We start from the raw sequence: 20747 nt of genomic DNA on the forward strand, positions 1-20747 counted from the left end.
TTTATTTTTGTGATAACAGACGTATGTATGATTTTTAGATATCTATTTATTTTATTTGTTTTTTATGCACACAGCCAAAATAATGGAGTTCAAATCAATTATTTAGTTGGTAAAGAAGAAAATTTAGAAAAACAGAGAAATCTTAGATCGCTTGATAGTACTTTATTAGTTTGGAATAATCCCAAAAAAAATGAAGTTTTAAGTGCTGTTCAGCAATTTTATTTAGCAAAACAAATTGCTTCATCCTATCAGAATTTAGGTTTTACTTTTAAAGCTTTAGCGTTTTATCAAATATCTGAAAATCTGCTTGAAAGCGGTGTTGTTATTAAAAACGATGAAAAAGCAAAATTTTATAATGATCTAAGCGCTTTCTATTATGCTATTTCTAATAATAAGCTTTTTAAGAAGAATTTAATTAAAGCTGTTGAAATAGTAGAGAAAGATCCTGAGCAATTTACAGATGAATTAATAGAAGCATACGAAAAACTAATAAACAATTATTTAGAGTATGGAGATGTAGATAGTGCCAAGTTATATTTGCAGAAATTAAAGAATCTCTCGAAGTTTTCCGGTACTCAACATAGCGTTTTATTTCATAAGTTCTTTTTAGCTAATCATTTATACCATTTGAGAATAGCATTATATGAGAAGGATTTCACAGTTTCTGATAAAACTTATAATGAATTAAAAGCTTATTTTGGTTTAATAAAAGACAAAACATTTCTTTTAAGTTATTATGCGGATGCAACTAATTATTATGCTGAGGCAATTTTTAATACAGGTAGAGTAAATGAAGCATTTAAGCTGCTAGAAGAATCTATCGTTTTGCATAAAAAAGTAGGTGATAAATTATCTCTTGTTACAGTGTATTCCTATTATAGTTATTTTGCCAGAGAATCTAAAAATTACAATTGGGCCGATCAATCAATAGATGAAGCTATTTACATCACCGAGCCAGATAATTTTACGGATTTAGCAGGCTTATATATCAATAAAGGGATTATTTATTTTTTAGAGGAGAATTATAAAAAATCGGAACTCTATTTTAATAAAGCACACGAACTTATAAAAAGAATTGCGAATACTGATTTTTATTTGCTTTCCTATAATATAGAAATATCTAAAAAATATTTCGAAATCTATGAAAAAACAGGAAATAGAGCCCTACTTCAAGCATCTTTTAGTTCTTATAAGTATTCGGTAAAACAATTTCAAGATTTTTATGAAAATGACCTATTCAATCCGTTACTGGCAGAATTTAAAAATAATATTACGGAAGGTTTATTGAATCTCGGATTAAAGTCGGATACAAACTTGATTGAAACCATTGAGTTAATTGAAAATATACAATCCAAATTCTTACTTAAGAATTATTTAGTAAATAATAGTTGTGCCAACGAACAATTGATAAACGAGCTTTCTGAAATTAAGAGCTTAAAACTAAAGTTAGCTACAGTATCTTCTTTGAATAGAGATTTGAATACTACGAATATTAAAAATCAAATTCAGAGTTTAGAAAAAAGATTAGTAGAAAAACATCCGAATTTTAATTCCATTTTTAATCCGAGATTTGATTTCAAAAAATTTATAGAGAAAAATACCGATCAATTAATTAGGTATTATAGTACGAGTACTAGTTTGTTTGGTATTTATATTGATAATAAAGATAGAATTCATTTAAAACGAATAGGAGAAGTTACGCTAATAAAAAAACAAGTTTCAGATTTAGTATTGGCGGTTAATCATAAAATGTCGATAAAGCAGCAATCTCAAAAGATATTTACCACATTATTAAAGCCTTTTGATGTCAAAACATCACAAATAACAATTATAGCAAACTCTTTTTTAAATGAGTTACCCTTTGAGCTATTAGTTGATGAGAAAGGGCAGTATTTGGTCGAAAATTTTGAAATCAATTATTCTAATTCGTTACCACTTTATGAAATTCAGAGAAATCACAAGAATAGTGAACCTTTTAAACTAGCTATTTTTCAGCCCAATTACAATAATAAAGACTTAGCTATTTTACCATTTGCAGAAAAAGAGGCATTGTTTTTACAAAAAACATTCAACTCGACTCTTTTTTCTAGTCAAAATGCTTCAAAAGAAAATTTTATTAAAGGTGTATCGCATTTTAACGTTTATCACTTGTCTATGCATGCTATTATTGATGAAAGTGATGAAGAGGTTTCAAGATTACTATTTCATGATGAAAACTTTTATTTTTCTGATTTTTACTCGCAAAATTTACCATTAGATTTAGTTGTATTAAGTGCCTGTGAAACCGGAGTAGGAAAGTTCATTGAAGGAGAAGGTTTGATGAGTTTATCCCGAGCTTTTACTTATAGCGGTGTAGCCTCAACTGTTCATAGTTTATGGGAAATTCCGGATAAGCAAGCTTATGAACTTATGCAATTGTTTTATGCGAACTTAAATAAAGGGTTGTCGAAAAGTAAAGCTTTACAACAAGCCAAAGTGGAATATCTAAAAACATGTAGCGCAGAAGAATTAAAACATCCGTATTATTGGTCAGGATTTGTTTTAAACGGAAATCCGAAAGCTTTACTTAAAAATAAAAGTTATGGGGTTGAAATTCTTATCGGAGTATTGCTATTTTTTATCGGTTTAATCTACTTTTTAAAGTTTAGAAAGTAAATGTCTTGCTTCTGAATTTTTAAATGTATAATGAGCAATTAGTTCGTTTAATAATTCTTTTGTTTTATCTTTTTCATTTAATTTCATATACGTTAAAGCTTTAAACCAAATAGCTTTTTCATAATATTTTGAATGAGTTTCTTTTATACTATTTAGTTGTTCTAAAGCTAAATCAAAATTTTCCAATTGCATTAGACACATTCCATCATAGAAATAAATGTAATCCTTTGGTTCCGTTGCTGATAATTTAGAGAATAATTCTTGAGCCAATTTATAATCTTCAAGGTCATAAGCTGTAAAAGCATCATTTTCTAGCGATTTTTCGGTACTGCTTCTTAAATTAGACACTTCAATATTTGGATACGGTTCAAAATTAGAAGCATACAAATCATTTGTATTATTTTGATTTAAAACAAGATACATAACCAGGGAAAAAGCTATTACTAAGACAGCCGCATAGGGCAATAACTTTCTTAAATTAAATACTTTAATTGTGTCTTTTTCATGATTTTCAAAAGTCTGAATTTGAGCTTTAATTTTTTGTCTTTCCGAAACAGTTATAGCATTTTTTAGTTCAGAATAAAAATCAAATTCTGCTTTAAATTCAGCATCTTGGTTTAACCTCTCATCAAACAAAATTTGTTCTTCCGAAGTTAACGCATTTTCAAAATATTTTTCAATTAATTCGTTCATTTTTTTGAGTTTAGCAGTTTTTTTAAATGAGAAATGCATCTCGATTTTTGACTCTTCAAAACATCTTTATTTTCATATTTTAGAATGGTTTGTATTTCGTCTAATTTCTTATTCTCAAAATAAAATAAATTTAAAATTTGCCGGCATTGTTCTCCCAATGTTTCGTAAGCTTTTTTTAAAGCATTTTCTCTGCTATTTAAAGTGTTTTCATCGGTAGAAAAGTCATCGTATTCATGTATTTCAATAGTATCAATAGTATCAAAGCGCATTTTTTCATTTGACTTCAAGTGGTTGTAAATCATGAATTTACCAATTCCTATGAAGTACGTATTAATACTACTTTGCAAATCATCAATTTTATTTTTACGCACATTTTCAATTAATGCGACCATGCTGTCTTGATAAATATCAAGAGCAACATCTTCCGGTAATTGATACTGATTTGCTATTTTAAAAAAAGACAATTTATTCTCTAAATAAATCTTTTTAAGTAACTCAGCATCGTTGCTTTTAATGCGTTCAATTATAGATTGATTACTCATTAGTATAAAAAAATCATTTTGGTAAACTTAAAAATAAAAAATTAAATAAACAGGGTTTACTTTTTTCTTCATTCTATACAAATGGGAAATTAAAAAAGATAATTATGAAATTAAGATTTATTATTCTTTTACTATTTATGGTAAATGTATCTCAGGGACAATTCTTTAAGAAGTTAGGAGATAAAGCGAAAAAAACTGCAGAAAGAACTTTTGAGAAAAAAACAGAAGAAAAGGTTGAAAAGACTACTGAAGAAGCTGTAGATGAGGTTTTTGAAGCACCTAAAAAAGCTACAAAAAAGAAAAAAACAAAAGACGTTTTACCAAACGAAACTCCTACGGTTGATGAAACCCAATTTCCGGGAAATATTTTTTCAGGTGAAACCCATTATGAAAGCCAATATTTATTTCCGGTTACAGCGACAATTGAATTAGAAGATAGTAGTGCAGATGTTCAAAAAATGACCATGAAACAAGGTTATGGCAAACAATCATTGATAACAGAAATGGAATCGGGTAATACTCCTATTATCGTAGATATGAAAAATCAATCGGCAGTAATGCTTGATATAAAAGCAGGAACTGCACAAGTCATGTCTCTAGAATGGATGGAAAAAATGATGAGTGGAAGTAATACTACTGATGAAACCTCAGTGAATCAACCCAAAGTAGTAAAAACAGGTAAAACAAAGAAAATAAACGGATACACGTGTTACGAATACAATATTTTTCATGAAGCAGGAAAAATTAATGCATGGTTTGCACCCGATGTTAAATTTGAATACCAAGATTATTTAAGAGGAATGGCAAAAATGTTTTCTAAGAAAGCAGAAGAGAATCCGTCACAATTATTGAATACCCAATATGGATATGTGATGGAAATGACTGCTTTTACAAAAGAAAATAAAAAACAATCTTCTATGAAAGTCATCAAACTAGAAGAAAAAGTTAGGATGATTAATATGGATTTATTTACAATTCAAAAAATATAGACAGATGAAGATTAGACGTATTCTTTTTTTATTGCCTTTTGCACTATTTAGTTGCAAAGATGTACAAGACAAAGCATCAGAATCGATTACCAATGCTGTAATTGAAAAAAGCTTAGAACAAGCAGGAGTAGCTACGGAAAACATAGAAAGAGCTAATAAAAATGAGGCTCAGGTTGAACTTTCTTTAGAAGGAAAAAATCTTTTTGAAAAAGATGTTTTTACAGGAATCGTGAATGTAACTGACCGAATGATCGTTTTTTCATTAGATAGTGAGAATGACGATGCAAAAATTAATATCACATTTTCAGGCTTACAAAACATGTTACAAGTAAAACCAATAAAAGGAATTTGCGAACAAGGAAAATTAGATCCAAAAGATTTAAACGGAACGGCAGTAAGCTTACTTTTTGCCAAGGAAAATGAATTTAGCTACAACTTTTATGACGGAGAAATATCTATAGTAAAATTTTTGGAAGATGAAATTCAATTATCCATTTCCGGTAAAGCAGGAACTTTTATGGAGGCAAATGATACTACTGTTTGGAAACCAATTGAAGGAACAATTAAAATTCAGTTTCCAATTATAAACAGAATTAAAGTAAGCAAAGAACAATTATACTATAACTAATACACAATTAACAACAAATGAAAAAGATTCTTTCTGGCATATTAGCGATTACAACTTTATTTTTAGTTTCCTGTTCAAAAGACGATGATACTAATAATAGTAATCCATCATTAGGAAATCCTAAAAAAGTTATTTTAAATAATTATTCTAGTGAAGGCAATTTAACAGATTCATCAATTTTTGAGTTTAGATACAACGAAAACAAATTAATTACTTCAATAAAAGAAATTAATGATACTAGAGTAGTAAATACAACCATTAGTTATGATGGCGAAAAACGAATTAATCAAATTGTAGAAACTACCGGTACTAATGAAGTAGTAAAAACAATTTCATACTCGGGTGATGAGATTACAATTTCAGTTTCCGGACAAGCAAATCCAACTACCTTAAATTATAATCCAACAACAGATAGTTATGATTATACAGCAGGAGGTAGTACTGCTACAATAAAATATGATTCAAAGGGTAATCTTATACAATATGCTATTGGAAATCAAGTAGCGCTTTCAAAAATTATAGATAGCTCTGTAAAAGGGATTTTTACAGGTCAAGATAAGTTCTTATCGGTCTTTCTTAGAACTCAAAGTCTTTCAAATCCTCTATACTTAGTCTTTTGTGATGTAAATGCTTTTAGCCAAGTTTTTTTAGATGGCAATACCTTTACTATTCACAATGAATCCATGTACGGAAGTATAACTTCTGCGGAGTATTTTAATATTGCTTCCCAACAAAAAATATTAGATGTTTCGGTTATTTACTAAAAATTAATACAATGAAAAAAATACTAGTTTTAACTTTTATAGTTTGTTCTTTTTTATCCTTTTCGCAAAACCTTACAGGAACTTGGACTAGCTCTTATGGTGAATTGCGATTAATTCAAGAAGGAAATAGAATTTATGGCGATTATGCAGATAAAGGTGTTATTGATGCTACTATTGAAAAAGGTGGAAAAATTATCGGAAGATTTACAAATAAAGCTTACCCGGATCAGTACGGAGAACTTTCATTAGTACTTAATGGTTATGATAGTTTTATTGGAAGTTGGCGATTTGGTAACGGATCTTGGGATACCAATTCTTGGACAGCAAAAAGATTAAATAAAAATACTCCGATTCTTCAAAACAATAAACGCTATACAGGTCAATATGAATCCAATTTTAATACTAAAACTATTTTTAATATTGAACAAAAGGGATTAAGAATTGAAGGTAAATCTTTTGATGATAAATACACTTTAAGTATCTATCTTAAGCCCGATTTGATGCATTTTAGAGATGGTTTTATAGCAGATAAAGCAAATAATTCGTTACAAGCAAATCACCAAATTACCTCTGGAAGTCCTAAACATAGAGACCAGTTTCCTGCTCAAATTTGGAATTTTTGGATAGAAAAAGGTACCAATAAAAAGAGCTATTATATGAAATTTATAAAACCCATGTCGGTTGCAGAATTTAAATCGGCTACTTATGGAACTGCAAAATTATCAAATAATAGTCAAGAGTTTACCCGAGTAAAATCTTTATTAACTTCTAATTCAAAGGATTTAAGATACCGCTTAACATTAGATCGAATTTATATTGAAGGAGTAGAAGACGGGCCTGAAGGCATTTTTAGTGGATATGAACTCTATGGTATCGCTTGGTGTAGAGCTTATGATAGTAATGGAAAACAAATTAAACCTTTTGATGTAACGTATTCTGATCCATATGGAAGGTTTTGGGAAATTAAATCCAAAGATTATATAAGAACCGATTTAAAAGTGGGTGCTCAATATGAAATTGATAAAAAAATAACATTTGATATTCCATTAGATGGTTCAAAAGATATTCAAGAAGTACTAAAAAAATCAAAAATAGAACTTACCGTAGAATTAAAAGATTATGATTCGACAAGTTCTAATGATATTTTAGGAAAAGAACGAATTATGATACCACTTAATGAAGCACCTATTCAAAAAATGCCTTATAATAATTCACCTAAAACAACAGATAAAGGAGTCATAAATATAAAACACGGAACACGAGGTCATATTATGGTCACTTTTTATATTGAAAAAATAGATTGATAACAATGAAAACAATAAAAATAGCATTATTTACAGTTTTAACATTAGTTTCTTGTCAAACCAAAAAGGAGAATGTTCAAGAATCGGAAACTGTTGAAATTATAAACGAAAAACAAACAACTGCACTAGTATCTGTTAATCCATGTGATGTGATACAAAAAGAGGAAATCGTTACCATTTTCTCAATTCCGGAAATTTCAAGTCTAGAACAATTTGAAAAAGCAAATGGGGAAGATTCAAAATCATGTCAATTTATTTGGAATGACACGGTTGAAATAAGAAAGGCAAATCAAGTAACCATTACTATTTTTCTTAACAACGAATTAGCAACCCGCCCATCAAAATTTACCGATATGTTACATGTAGATTTACAAAAAGGTGTAATGGGATTTTCAGGTCAAGTAATTCAACCGATGAATATTGAAGGATTAGGAACTAATGCATACGAAGTCAATCAGAAATCTAATCAGTTGCTGCATCGTATTAAATTTCAAAAGGATAATAAATATTTAGTAGAAATAACCTTCAATTCAAATTTGAACAATTTTCCTGATGATATTAATAAAAAGATGAAGGAAATAGCAAAATATATTTATTTGAAAATTTAATGTATGAAATTGAGATACAATAAATTAATTGTATGAAATCCTCAGTAACAACAAGTTTGCTGCCAACTTCTATCAATAAACAAAAGCGGTGACATATGACCGCTTAAAAATTAATTTTTACAAATATGAAAAATACTTTAACATTATTATTTACATTACTTATAGTTTTTGTAAACGCCCAAGATATTTCAGGTTCAAAAGACCACGAACTTTTAACACGTTATCCAGACACGGAAATCAAATATTATTTTGAACGTGATTATTATGAAACGCGTTATCCAATTGCATCGGCAGAATATGATAAAGAACCCAAAAAATGGTTAGAAGTTTCTGGTAAACAAACTTCAATTGTATATGAAGCGCCTAAAAATAAAAGCACCATAGAAATTATGAAAAACTATGAAGATGCTTTTAAAAAACAAAATGCCGAAATTTTATTCAAATGTAAAGGAGGCGAGTGCGATGGAACAACGACTTGGTATGCAGCCCAATTTTTTAATGCAACTTTTGGTGAAACCAATAGAGAAAGTAATGGAGAAATCAGTCATTACGAATCATTTAATGCGTATCATGCTTCGCAACGTTATTTATTTGCTAAAGTAACTACATCAGATAAAATTTATTATGTTGTTGTGGCTGCTACTCCTAAATATGATGAAAATCCGGTTAAAATATTAGTCGAAATTATTGAAGTAGATAATATACAAACCGGAATGATAGAATTGAATGCCGATATTTTTAAGGAAAAATTGGAAAAAGAAGGAAAAATTGCGCTTTACGGAATTCTTTTTGATACTGGCAAAACCGATTTAAAGCCACAGTCTGAAAAAGAATTAGCATTAATTGGGAATTATTTAAAGCAAAATCCAAAAGCTAAAATCTATATTGTTGGACATACCGATGACATTGGAAACTTCGGAGAAAATACATTATTAGCCGAAGGACGAGCTATTAAAGTTGCTGAAGCTTTGAAACAATTCGGAAATTTTGAATCTCGTATAACTCCAATTGGTGTTGGGCCCGTTTGCCCTGTTGCGACAAACGAAACCGAAGAAGGAAGATCGAAAAACCGTAGAGTTGAGATTGTATTAAAAAAGAAATAAGGATGGTTTTAAATTTTTAGGGTTTACTTTTTTGTTGGTTTATTACTAATGGAGAAAGTAAACCCTATTTTTATGAGAACAATTACATTTATTTTATTTTTTTTAATCACGTTTTTGGCTAATGCACAATACCAATTTGAACAAGTAGCCGATATATGGACAGGTACAAACAACAGTTCTCCAAGAGATTTTGTTGAATATAATGGCGAAATCTACTTTAGAGCCATGAATCAATATCAAGAAGAATTATATAAGTCAAATGGTTCAGTTGGAAATATTCAAATGGTAAAAAATATAAATGGAGGAGCTTCATCCGTACCAAAACCATTATTTGTTTTTAATAATTTATTGTTTTTTAAAGCAACCACAACAGCTGAAGGAGAAGAGCTTTGGGTAACTGATGGTACAGAATTAGGTACCATAATGCTTAAAGATATTTGGTCAGGAAGTGCAAGTTCTCAAGTTTTTGCAACTCCAAATCCTTTGAAACAATATTTTATAAAAAATGGTGAATTGTATTTTACTGCAAGAGACCAACCGGCAGCTTTTTCACTTTGGAAAACTGATGGAACTCCTACAGGAACTGTAAAAGTGTTTGATCCAGTTGGTTTTGTTTTTGGTGATAATTTTACAGAGTTTAATGGAAAATGGTATTTTACAGGATACAATACAAATGCTATGAACCCTGAATTATATGTTACAGACGGAACTGAGGCAGGGACAAACTTATTTGCTGAAATTAATCCGAGTACAAGTAATACACTTGCAGCAGGTTCAAACCCTAGACATTTTCAAGTGTATGATGGCTATTTATATTTTGCAGCAGATAATGGCACAATAGGTGAGGAGTTATATAGAACGGATGGAATAACAGTTGAATTAGTAGCCGATATTTTTCCTAATAATTTAAATCCGGCTTTTGGCAAAAGTAGTTCTCCAAATGGTTTTTATATTTATAACAATGATCTATATTTTTCGGCTAATGTGTATGATGTAGGTTTAAATCAAATTTTAGGAAGAGAATTATTTCGTTATAACACTACAGAAGGAATCGTTTTTATTAAGGATATTTTTCCGGGAAATTTAAATGAAAGTTTGGCATATGAACGTAATTATTTCTTCGAATTTAATAACGAACTCCATTTTGCTGCTTGCGATGGTAGTAATGGAAGTAATGTTTATGAAATTTATAAGACAGACGGCACTACCTCAGGAACTGTAAAAGTAGTTGACTATTCAGCTTTAGGAAACACAAGTTTTTCTCCAAGTTTAATACATAACAAACAATATGCTATTATAAATAATAGAATATATTTTAATCACGGTGTCCAACAAGTTTGGGTTACGGATGGAACAAACTCTGAAACGCAACAATTAACTAATACAGGAATGCCAAATGTTCCAATTTCTAATCTAAATTTTAAACCAATAATTTTAAATAATAGTATGTATTTTGGTGCAAATTCAGCTTCAAATGGAGTAGAATTATGGAAATTAACTGAAACAGTTTTAAGTAATACTAATTTTGAACTTGGAGAAAATGATATAAATGTTTATCCAAATCCAACAAAGGATATAATTAACATAGTTTTCGAAAATAAAGAAGTTACCGTAGAAATTTATGATATATCAGGGAAAAAAATATTAAGAACTAAAGATTCAAAAATAGATATCAGCCATTATACAAATGGAGTGTATCTATTGAAATTAATATCTAATGAACAAACCAAAGTCCAAAAAATAATAAAACAATAAAAGAATAATAAAAACCGGATAATTTCCGGTTTTATCATTCTTTTATATAATGTCTTTTGAAAAATTTAATAACTTATCGTAAACCTTATCAATTGGCATTCCAACAACATTTGCATACGAACCTTCAATTTTATCGATTCCAACTAAGCCAATCCATTCTTGAATTCCATAAGCTCCGGCTTTGTCATAAGGCTGGTAGGTGTTGATGTAATATTCTAAAGCTTCATCCGATAGTTTTTTAAAACTCACTTTAGTCTTTTCAAAGAAAATATCTTTTGTTGTTGTAGTTTTAAAACAAACGGAAGTTATAACTTCATGTGTTTTTCCACACATCGATTGCAACATGGAAAAAGCGTCTTTATAGTTTTTTGGTTTACCCAAAGCTTTTCCTTCGTGCCAAACAATCGTATCACTAGTAACTAAAATATTATTTTCCTGAAGTTCCGTAAAGACATTTGCTTTCAGTTCGGCTAAGAAATTGGTGATCTCTTCAGCTTGAAGATGATCGGGATAAATTTCATCAACTTCTTTTAAACGAATCTCAAAATCAATGTCTAATTCTTTAAAGAATTGTTGACGTCGTGGTGAACCCGAAGCCAAAATAATATGTTTATGTTGTAATTTTTCTCTAAGCATGATGTGTCGTAGCATAAGTGATTACCCAAATGGATAAAATTCCTAAAAACAAGATGATCTTCAACAAAGTACTTAAATTATGAAATTCTTTTTGCGTTTTTGCATTCCAACTTTTGATGGTAAAAAAGAGTAGAGGCGCAATGATAAATATTATAGCATAATATACTACATAATCATATAGATACAAATTCTTACTTAAATAATAAATTAAAGTAATAATCGGAATAAAAGAAAGACCAAAAATGATTTTCACGGTTCTGTTTTTACCAATTAAAACGGGTAAAGTAGCAATTCCGGAAGCATAATCGGCATCAGTATCTTCCACATCTTTAACTAATTCACGTAGAAAATTAATGATAAAAGCAAAAATGGCATAATCAGTTAAAATACTAAATACTTGTTTCATTTGCTCTTTGTTCCCTTGCCAGTACATGTTTCCTTCGTGTGTTGAAGGAATTAAATCAAATATTCCGATAATGATAATACTGAACGATGCAATCAGTGCAACAATGATGTTTCCGACAACGGCTATTTGCTTTAAAGAAGTTGAATAAACATAAAGTAATGCAGCAGTAATAATAAATAAAGCCGAAAAACTAGGTTTATTTATAGCATTGGAAAGATAAAATCCAATTCCTACGCCGATAACATTTAGGGCTACATACAAATTGTAAGCTGCGCTTTCAGAAATTGAAACACCAACAATACGTTTTTTAGCAATGGCATCGGTTTCTTGGTCTAAAATATCATTAATCACATAACCTGCAGCCGCTATACAAACTGTTGCTAAAACCAATAAAAAAAACTGCAGATGCGATAATGCCAAAAAGTTATATGTAGGTGTTAGTTCGGTATACGTTCCGGTTTTCATAAAAGTATAGCGAAATAGAATTTGCATGAAAGCAATCATCGCTAAGTTTTGTATACGTATCAGTTTTAGGTATTTCATTCTTGTTAAAGGTTAAAGTAAAAAGATAAAAGTCTGCTGGGTTGATCAGGTTCGAGACCAAAATGTAGTTAAAATTGTCTTCTCGACTCCACTTGAAGTGACAATTTTAATTAATCGTACTTTGCATCAAAATGTTCCATCCATTTGTGCTGCACTTTCATTACTTGTTCCACAACGTCTCTTACACAGCCTTTTCCGCCGTCTTTATGAGAAACATATTTAGAAATTCCTTTGATTTCCGGAACTGCATTTTGCGGACAAGTAGGTAAACCTACCAATTGCATCACATGATAATCCGGAATATCATCGCCCATATATAAAACTTGCTTAGGATTAATATTGTAAATATCAATATATTCTTTAAAAGTTTCTACTTTATCTGAAATACCTAAGTGAATATCTGTAATTCCTAAATTACGCAAACGAACTCGAACGCCTTCATTACTTCCTCCTGAAATAATACAGACATTATAACCGTTTTCAACTGCGGCTTTCATAGCATAACCATCTCGTATATTCATATTGCGTAACATTTCACCGGTTTGTGTTACATGAATGGTACCGTCAGTTAATACGCCGTCAACATCAAAAATAAAAGTAGTGATGTTGTTCATGAGTTCTTTATAGCTTTTTTGAGACATTTTGAATAGATTGGGTTAATAATTGATAAATTTCTTGATATTGTGAATGTGCTAAGAATTCAATATGCTTATTTATGGTTTTAGTATCATTTCGTTTAGCCGGACCTGTTTGTGCGTCTTCGGGTGATAATTCTATTATTTTTTGAGCCGTTTCTTGAATTAAAGGATGCAACACTTCAAATGGAACACTATTTTCATGGCAAATTTCGTTACCAATATAATATAAATGATTCACAAAATTACATACAAAAACAGCAGCTACATGCAAACTTCTTCGCTGTTCGGAAGAAATGGAATATACTTTCTCGGAAATAGCGTTACCTAAAAGTTCCAAAATTTTGAAATCGGCTTCATGTTCCGTTTCTAAACAAAGCGGAACAGCAGAGAAATCAACAGCTTTATTTTTAGAAAAAGTTTGTAACGGATAAAAAACACCTTTTCGATTTTTGTCGTTTAAAATCGTAATATCAGATGTTCCGGAAGTGTGAACCACCAATTGGTTTTCAAAAGGAAGCTGCTCCGAAACTTCAGCAATAGCGTTATCGGTCACAGCAATAATATAAACATCTGCTTTTTGAAGCGTTTGATAATCATTTGTGATTTTTTCGCTAGGCAATATAGGCAACAAACTTTCGGGTTGACGCGCAAAGGCTTGAATCAACTCAATTCCGGCAGTTTTTGAAAAGACTTTAATTAAATGTTGCGCTACATTACCGCTACCTATGACAGTTACTGTAATCATGGGGCTAAATTACTATTTTAAATTTATATTAAGAAGTTGATTTGAAATTTTGAAAGCATATCTTTGTTGCGTTTTAAAAGTGTTATATGAAAAAACTTTACGCCTTATTATTTTTTACATTTAGCTTAGTTGTTAATGCGCAAATTGTAAACATACCCGATGCTAATTTTAAAGCTAAACTATTATTAGCTAATTCTAATAATCAGATAGCTTCTACAGAATCATTTACTTATAATGAAGTCGGGATGCCAATTGTAACTTCTTATAATTCTATTGATGTTAATGGAGATGGAGAAATTCAAGTGAGCGAAGCGGAGGCTATTAAATATTTAAATGTTTCTAATAGTAATATTTCAGATCTAACCGGTATAGAAGCATTTATTAATTTAGAACTCTTAGACTGTGAAAATAACGTTTTGTCATCAGTGGATATTAATATTAATACGTTTTTAAGATATTTATCTGTTAACCAAAATCAATTGTCTAATCTGGATGTTTCTCAAAATACACAATTGGAACAATTACACAGTGATAATAATCAATTAACAAGTTTGGATGTTTCTCAAAATGTACAATTAGAAGAATTGTATTGTGAATCTAATCAATTAACAAGTTTAGATGTTTCTCAAAATATAGAATTGAAATCTTATTTCTGTAATTTTAATCAGTTATCAGCTATAGATGTTAGTCAAAATGTTAATTTAAGAGAATTACAAATTATTAATAATTTGTTGACAAGTATAGATATAAGTAATAATGTGTTGTTATCTAGTTTAGTTTGTTCCTCTAATTTTATAGAAACTTTAGATTTTACACAAAATTTAGTTTTGTTTGAAGTTACTTGTAATAATAATTTATTGACTAGTCTTGATTTTGGAAATAATCCTCTTATGAGTGCTTTGTCATGTGATAATAATCGATTAGAATATTTGAATCTAAAAAATGGAATAGATGTATGGTTGGCTAATGAATTCAATGGAAATCCTGATCTGAGGTACATTTGTGTCAGTGATACAGGTTTCCAAGCAGAGCTTATTCTGGAAGCAATAAATTCATATGGATATACAAACTGTCATGTAAATTCATACTGTTCATTTAACCCGGGAGGTGAATTCTATGAAATTGAAGGTCAAGTTAAATTAGATATAAACGGAAATGGTTGTGATGCTTTAGATATAAATTTACCTTATTTTGTTTTGGGTATTACCGATGGAACAACATCAGGGTCAGTAATAGCAAACTCTTTTGGAAATTATAAAATTCCTGTTCCGTCAGGTTCATATACAATTACGTCGAATCTTGAAAACCCAACGTATTTTACTATTTCACCGGAAAACTTTACTGTTGATTTTCCAAGTCAAGCCAGTCCTTTTACGCAAAATTTCTGTGTGGCTGCAGATGGATTACATTCAGATGTAGAAGTTATTTTAGTGCCTATTAGTGCGGCTCGTCCTGGTTTTGATGTTCATTATAAAATTATTTATAGAAATAAAGGAACTCAAGTAGAGAACGGAACTGTTTCTTTAATCTTTGATGACACAGTTTTAGATTATGTTTCTTCTAGTCCAGTTTATAACAGTTTAAATACAAATACTTATGTGTGGAATTTTACAAATCTTTTGCCTTTTGAAATCAGAGTAATGGATATTGTATTTAATGTTAACGGACCAACAGAAACACCAGCGGTTAATATTGAAGATCTGTTGACTTATACCACTTCAATTGCAACTTTAAACACAGATGAAAGTGTTGAAGACAATTCATTCACTTTGATTCAAACTGTAGTGGGTTCTTATGATCCTAATGATAAAACCTGTTTGGAAGGAGAGATTATTGAACCAAGTATGATTGGGAAATATGTTCATTATATGATTCGATTTGAGAATACCGGAACCTACCCTGCGCAAAATGTTGTGGTAAAAGATATGATCGACATAACTAAGTTTGATATATCGACGTTAATTCCTTTAGAAAGCAGTCATAATTTTTACACAAAAATCAATGATAATAAAGTGGAGTTCATCTTTGAAAACATCAATTTAGATTTTAACGATGCAACTAATGATGGTTATGTCATTTTTAAAATTAAAACGTTACCAACTTTAAACATTGGTGATACATTCAGTAATGAAGCCAATATCTATTTTGATTATAATTTCCCAATTACAACCAATAATTATGTAACAACGATTCAGACTTTAAGTAATCCAAATTTTGAGTTTGAAAATGAGTTTACATTATTTTCAAATCCGGTCGGAGAGACGTTGAATGTTCAATCTAAAAATGATATGGAGATTAAATCTCTTGAAATTTATAATGTTATTGGACAATTAGTAATCGCTGTTCCTAATCCAATGGATAAAATAGATGTTTCCGGTTTAGAAAGCGGAACATATTTTGTAAAAGTAAATACTGAAAGGGGTAGTGCCAATACCAAGGTTATTAAGAAATAGATTGAAATGAAATTATAAAAAAACTCCCAAATGAAAAATTTGGGAGTTTTTTGTTTTTATCTGTATCCAGTTAGTTAGCTATCGAAGCGTAGCTCCAAATTCTTTCTCAAAATTAGCTTGAAGCTTGTTCATGATCTTCTCGATATCTTTATCGGTAAGCGTTTTGTTATCATCTTGTAAAATGAAACTAACAGCATACGATTTCTTACCTTCCGGAAGATTTTTACCTTCGTAAACGTCAAATAAGTTGACATCTTTCAATAACCCTTTTTCCGTTTGTTTCGCTACTTTGAAGATTTGTTCAAAAGTGGTGTTTTGGTCTAAAAGTAAAGCCAAATCACGACGAACAGCAGGGAATTTAGGAATATCGGTAAACTTAATTTTGTTTGAAATGTATTTTTGAACCTTTGTCCAAGCAAAATCAGCGTATAAAACTTCTTGTTTGATATCGAAGTGTTTTAAAATTGGTTTTCTGATAGTCCCAAATTCAACAATCACTTCTTTTCCGATCGCGAGAGCCATTCCTTCTTGGAAAACATCATTTTCAAAAGGCATAGAAGTAACTTTAGTATCTAACCCGATTCGAGATAAAATACTCATAATATACCCTTTGAAAAGGAAGAAATCTGTTTTCTCAGCTTTCACTTTCCAGTTTTCTTCTGTTTTATTTCCGGTAACCAATAGTGTTAAATGCTTAATTTCATCGTAACCGGAAGGTAATTTATGGTACGTTTTACCAAATTCGAAGAATTTTAGATCGCTTCTTTTTCGGTTGATGTTGAATGAAACAGCTTCTAAACCAGAGAATAACATCGATTGGCGCATAGCTGATAAATCGTTGCTCAACGGGTTTAACATTACTACATTGAAGTCTTCCTTAATTTTTTCAGAAAGCTTCACATAATCAGGAGTTGTTAATGAATTCGCCATCATTTCGTTAAAACCTAAAGCACATAATTGGTCAGAAATGATATTTTGTACTTTAAATTCTTCGGTTCTTGATGAATTTGAAACGGTAGCATTCAATTTTTGTGAAAACTGAATGTTGTTGTATCCATACACACGAAGGATTTCTTCAATCACATCAATTTCGCGTTGAACATCCACACGATACGACGGAATAATTAATCCTAAACCGGATTCAGTTACATTATTGATTTTAATATCTAAAGCAACTAATATTTTCTTAATAACTTCTTTTGGAATTTCCTCGCCAATCACTTTCCTCACTTTTTCGAAGCTTACAAACACTTGAAAATCTTCTACTTTTCTTGGATAAATATCTGTAATTTCAGAAGTAATTTCGCCACCTGCAACTTCCTGAATCAATAAAGCAGCACGTTTTAAAGCATAACCTGTAATATTAGGATCAATTCCTCTTTCAAAACGGAAAGAAGCATCAGTATTTAGTCCGTGTCTTTTGGCTGTTTTACGAATAGAAACCGGGTTGAAATAAGCACTTTCTAAGAAAATAGCTTGCGTACTTTCACTAACACCTGAATCTTTTCCTCCGAAAACCCCGGCAATACACATCGGTTCATCAGCATTGCAAATCATTAGATCGTCAGCGTCTAAAGTACGTTCTACATCGTCTAATGTTTTGAATTTAGTTCCGGCTTCAACTGTTTTTACAATAATCTTATTGCCTTTAATTTTACTAGCATCAAAAGCATGAAGAGGTTGACCTAATTCGTGTAAAACATAATTGGTTACATCAACAACATTATTTTTTGGGGTTAAACCAATAGCTTTCAAGCGATTTTGTAACCAAGCAGGAGAAGGTTTAACATTCAATCCGGAAATAGTAACACCGCAATATCTTGGTGCTAATTTCTCGTTTTCAACAGAAACGTCAATTTTTAACGTACGTTTATCTACTCTAAAATTACTAACTGAAGGCGTAATTAGTTCAACGTTTTTTTCGTTATTGTAAAGACCGGCTTTTAGATCACGTGCCACACCAAAATGACTCATTGCATCCGCACGATTAGGTGTCAAGCCAATTTCAAATACTTCATCAGTTTCAATATTGAAAATTTTAGCTGCCGGAGTTCCAGGTTTAATAGATTCGTCTAAAACCATAATGCCTGCATGACTTTCGCCTAAACCTAATTCGTCTTCAGCACAAATCATTCCGTGACTTTCTTCACCACGAATTTTTCCTTTTTTGATTTCAAATGCATTTCCTTCTTTGTCGTAAAGCTTTGTGCCAATGGTTGCTACCGGAACTTTTTGCCCTGCTGCAACATTAGGTGCTCCGCAAACAATTTGTACTGGTGGATTTCCATCGCCTAAATCAACGGTAGTTATTTTCAATTTATCAGCATTTGGATGTTGTACACATGTTAATACGTGTCCAACAACTACACCTTTTAAACCTCCTTTTAAACTTTCAAAAACATCAACACCTTCCACTTCTAATCCTAAATCAGTTAGTAAAGCTGCTGTTTCTTCAGAATTCCAATCTAATTTTATAAATTGTTTTAACCAATTATATGAAATACGCATTTTCTATTCAATTTTAGTCTGCAAATATACATAATGCCAATAAGAGTATAAAACATTATTTTAATTATAATCTTTTTAAGTAATTTGCTATTTATTTTGATAAATTATCAAAATTTTATACTTTAAAATTATGTTAATAAAAAAATATACTGTTAAAATTTAATTAAATATAATTGTGTGCTATAAAATGAAAAAATAGTGCTATTTTTTTCTAAGTTGTGGTAGTACCTTTGAATAAAACCAAAAAAAACAAACATTTATGAGTAATTTAGTTCAAAGACCAAATTTCAAAGAGAAGTACGATAACTATATTAGTGGTAAATTTGTAGCACCTGCAAGCGGTGAATATTTTGATGTTGTTTCGCCTATTGATGGTAAAGTTTTTACTAAAGCAGCGCATTCTAATAAACAAGATGTAGAAACTGCTGTAAATGCTGCTGCAGAAGCTTTTAAAACATGGAGTAAGACTTCACCAACAGACAGAAGTAACTTGTTGTTCAAAATTGCACAAGTTATGGAAGATAACTTAAATTTAATTGCTGCTGCTGAAACGGTTGATAACGGAAAACCAATCCGTGAAACTATGGCTGCTGATATTCCGTTAGCAATTGACCACTTTAGATACTTTGCTAGTGTTATAAGAGCAGAAGAAGGTTCTGTAAATGAATTAGATGAGCATACAGTTTCTTTAATTGTTCATGAACCAATTGGAGTTATTGCTCAAATTATTCCTTGGAATTTCCCAATCTTAATGGCAGTTTGGAAATTAGCACCGGCTTTAGCTGCAGGTAACTGTGTAGTGTTGAAACCAGCTGAAAACACACCTATTTCTATTATGGTATTAATGGAACTAATAGGAAATTTAATTCCTGCAGGTGTAATAAACGTAGTAAACGGTTTTGGTGCTGAGTTAGGTAGAGCATTGGTAACGAATCCGAAAGTAGCAAAAGCAGCTTTCACCGGTTCTACAGCTACAGGACGTTTAGTAATGCAATATGCTACTGAAAACATCATTCCTGTTACGTTAGAATTAGGAGGTAAATCACCTAATGTTTTCTTCCCTTCTGTAATGGATGCAGATGATGAATTCTTTGATAAAGCATTGGAAGGTGCGGCTTTATATTGTTTAAACCAAGGTGAAATTTGTACTTGCCCATCACGTTTATTGATTCATGAGGATATCTATGAAAAATTCATGGAAAGATTATTAGAACGTGTTGCAGCTATCAAAGCTGGTAACCCTTTAGATCCAACGGTAATGATTGGTGCTCAAGCATCAAAAGTTCAGAAAGAAAAAATTATGTCTTATATCAAATTGGGTAAAGAAGAAGGTGCCGAATTATTAATTGGTGGAGACGAAAATAATTTAGGTGGAGATATCGAAAACGGATATTACATTAAGCCAACTATCTTCAAAGGAAACAACAAAATGCGTATTTTCCAAGAAGAAATCTTCGGGCCGGTTTTAGCTGTTACAACTTTCAAAACTACTGAAGAAGCTATCGAGATTGCTAACGATACTATTTATGGGCTAGGAGCAGGAGTTTGGACTCGTGATGCACACGAATTATATCAAGTTCCAAGAGCTATTCAAGCAGGTAGAGTTTGGGTAAACCAATACCATGCTTATCCGGCTGGAGCTCCGTTTGGAGGATACAAACAATCAGGAGTTGGTCGTGAAAACCACAAAATGATGTTGGATCACTACAGACAAACTAAAAACATGTTAGTGTCTTACAACAAAAACAAATTAGGATTCTTTTAATAAATGCCTGCT

The 20747-nt window shown here is 30.7% G+C and carries 17 protein-coding genes; 10 read left to right on the forward strand and 7 right to left on the reverse strand.

Annotated features, from left to right (window positions below; translation table 11 throughout):
* Positions 1–27: 27 nt before the first annotated feature.
* On the forward strand, positions 28–2655 hold the full coding sequence (locus ACUSJC_RS00785; RefSeq protein ID WP_449267644.1) for a CHAT domain-containing protein: 2628 nt from the start codon (positions 28–30) through the stop codon (positions 2653–2655).
* Here the strand turns inward: ACUSJC_RS00785 and ACUSJC_RS00790 are convergent.
* Both ACUSJC_RS00790 and ACUSJC_RS00795 read right to left on the reverse strand, forming a co-directional pair.
* Entirely contained in the window at positions 2638–3348 is a 711-nt protein-coding gene (locus ACUSJC_RS00790) for a tetratricopeptide repeat protein (RefSeq protein WP_449267645.1), read from the reverse strand. The two genes, ACUSJC_RS00785 and ACUSJC_RS00790, sit on opposite strands and share 18 nt — an antisense overlap.
* Positions 3345–3890 carry an RNA polymerase sigma factor gene (locus ACUSJC_RS00795; RefSeq protein WP_449267646.1) on the reverse strand — a complete coding sequence of 182 codons (546 nt, stop codon included), beginning with the start codon at positions 3888–3890 and terminating at the stop codon, positions 3345–3347. The genes ACUSJC_RS00790 and ACUSJC_RS00795 overlap by 4 nt, the downstream gene beginning before the upstream one ends.
* Positions 3891–3994: 104 nt before the next feature.
* On the opposite strand from ACUSJC_RS00795, the gene ACUSJC_RS00800 reads away from it, so the two are divergent.
* The 7 genes from ACUSJC_RS00800 (at position 3995) to ACUSJC_RS00830 (ending at position 11041) form a co-directional block, all read left to right on the forward strand.
* Entirely contained in the window at positions 3995–4879 is an 885-nt protein-coding gene (locus tag ACUSJC_RS00800; protein WP_449267647.1) for a hypothetical protein, read from the forward strand.
* Between the two features lie 4 nt (positions 4880–4883).
* Entirely contained in the window at positions 4884–5507 is a 624-nt protein-coding gene (locus ACUSJC_RS00805; protein ID WP_449267648.1) for a hypothetical protein, read from the forward strand.
* Positions 5508–5524: 17 nt separating this feature from the next.
* On the forward strand, positions 5525–6271 hold the full coding sequence (locus ACUSJC_RS00810) for a hypothetical protein (protein WP_449267649.1): 747 nt from the start codon (positions 5525–5527) through the stop codon (positions 6269–6271).
* A gap of 11 nt (positions 6272–6282) precedes the next feature.
* On the forward strand, positions 6283–7575 hold the full coding sequence (locus tag ACUSJC_RS00815) for a hypothetical protein (protein WP_449267650.1): 1293 nt from the start codon (positions 6283–6285) through the stop codon (positions 7573–7575).
* Positions 7576–7580: 5 nt separating this feature from the next.
* Positions 7581–8183: a hypothetical protein gene (locus ACUSJC_RS00820; protein ID WP_449267651.1), complete on the forward strand. Its 603-nt coding sequence runs from the start codon at positions 7581–7583 to the stop codon at positions 8181–8183.
* A gap of 125 nt (positions 8184–8308) precedes the next feature.
* On the forward strand, positions 8309–9286 hold the full coding sequence (locus ACUSJC_RS00825; protein ID WP_449267652.1) for a DUF4892 domain-containing protein: 978 nt from the start codon (positions 8309–8311) through the stop codon (positions 9284–9286).
* Between the two features lie 72 nt (positions 9287–9358).
* The gene (locus ACUSJC_RS00830; RefSeq protein ID WP_449267653.1) at positions 9359–11041 is read left to right on the forward strand and encodes a T9SS type A sorting domain-containing protein; all 1683 of its coding nucleotides are present in this window, start codon (positions 9359–9361) and stop codon (positions 11039–11041) included.
* 42 nt (positions 11042–11083) lie between these two features.
* Here ACUSJC_RS00830 and ACUSJC_RS00835 read toward each other — a convergent pair whose 3' ends face one another.
* The 4 genes from ACUSJC_RS00835 to ACUSJC_RS00850 form a co-directional block, all read right to left on the reverse strand.
* A complete protein-coding gene (locus tag ACUSJC_RS00835; protein WP_449267654.1) occupies positions 11084–11677 on the reverse strand; it encodes a Maf family nucleotide pyrophosphatase in 594 nt (197 codons plus the stop codon).
* Positions 11670–12626: a geranylgeranylglycerol-phosphate geranylgeranyltransferase gene (locus ACUSJC_RS00840; RefSeq protein WP_449267655.1), complete on the reverse strand. Its 957-nt coding sequence runs from the start codon at positions 12624–12626 to the stop codon at positions 11670–11672. Before ACUSJC_RS00840 ends, ACUSJC_RS00835 begins: the two co-directional genes overlap by 8 nt.
* Before the next feature lie 110 nt (positions 12627–12736).
* Positions 12737–13267, reverse strand: coding sequence for a KdsC family phosphatase (locus tag ACUSJC_RS00845; protein ID WP_449267656.1), 531 nt, complete (start codon positions 13265–13267; stop codon positions 12737–12739).
* Complete coding sequence (locus ACUSJC_RS00850; protein WP_449267657.1) at positions 13248–14009, reverse strand: Rossmann-like and DUF2520 domain-containing protein; 762 nt, start codon at positions 14007–14009, stop codon at positions 13248–13250. Before ACUSJC_RS00850 ends, ACUSJC_RS00845 begins: the two co-directional genes overlap by 20 nt.
* 86 nt (positions 14010–14095) lie before the next feature.
* Between ACUSJC_RS00850 and ACUSJC_RS00855 the strand changes: the two genes are divergently transcribed.
* The gene (locus tag ACUSJC_RS00855; protein ID WP_449267658.1) at positions 14096–16462 is read left to right on the forward strand and encodes a DUF7619 domain-containing protein; all 2367 of its coding nucleotides are present in this window, start codon (positions 14096–14098) and stop codon (positions 16460–16462) included.
* 78 nt (positions 16463–16540) lie between these two features.
* Here ACUSJC_RS00855 and pheT read toward each other — a convergent pair whose 3' ends face one another.
* Positions 16541–18970 (reverse strand): phenylalanine--tRNA ligase subunit beta, encoded by a 2430-nt coding sequence (gene pheT / locus ACUSJC_RS00860; protein ID WP_449267659.1) that lies wholly within the window; start codon positions 18968–18970, stop codon positions 16541–16543.
* 259 nt (positions 18971–19229) lie between these two features.
* On the opposite strand from pheT, the gene ACUSJC_RS00865 reads away from it, so the two are divergent.
* Positions 19230–20735: an aldehyde dehydrogenase family protein gene (locus tag ACUSJC_RS00865; RefSeq protein ID WP_449267660.1), complete on the forward strand. Its 1506-nt coding sequence runs from the start codon at positions 19230–19232 to the stop codon at positions 20733–20735.
* Positions 20736–20747 lie beyond the last annotated feature (12 nt).

The organism is Flavobacterium sp. U410 (genome assembly GCF_053570605.1).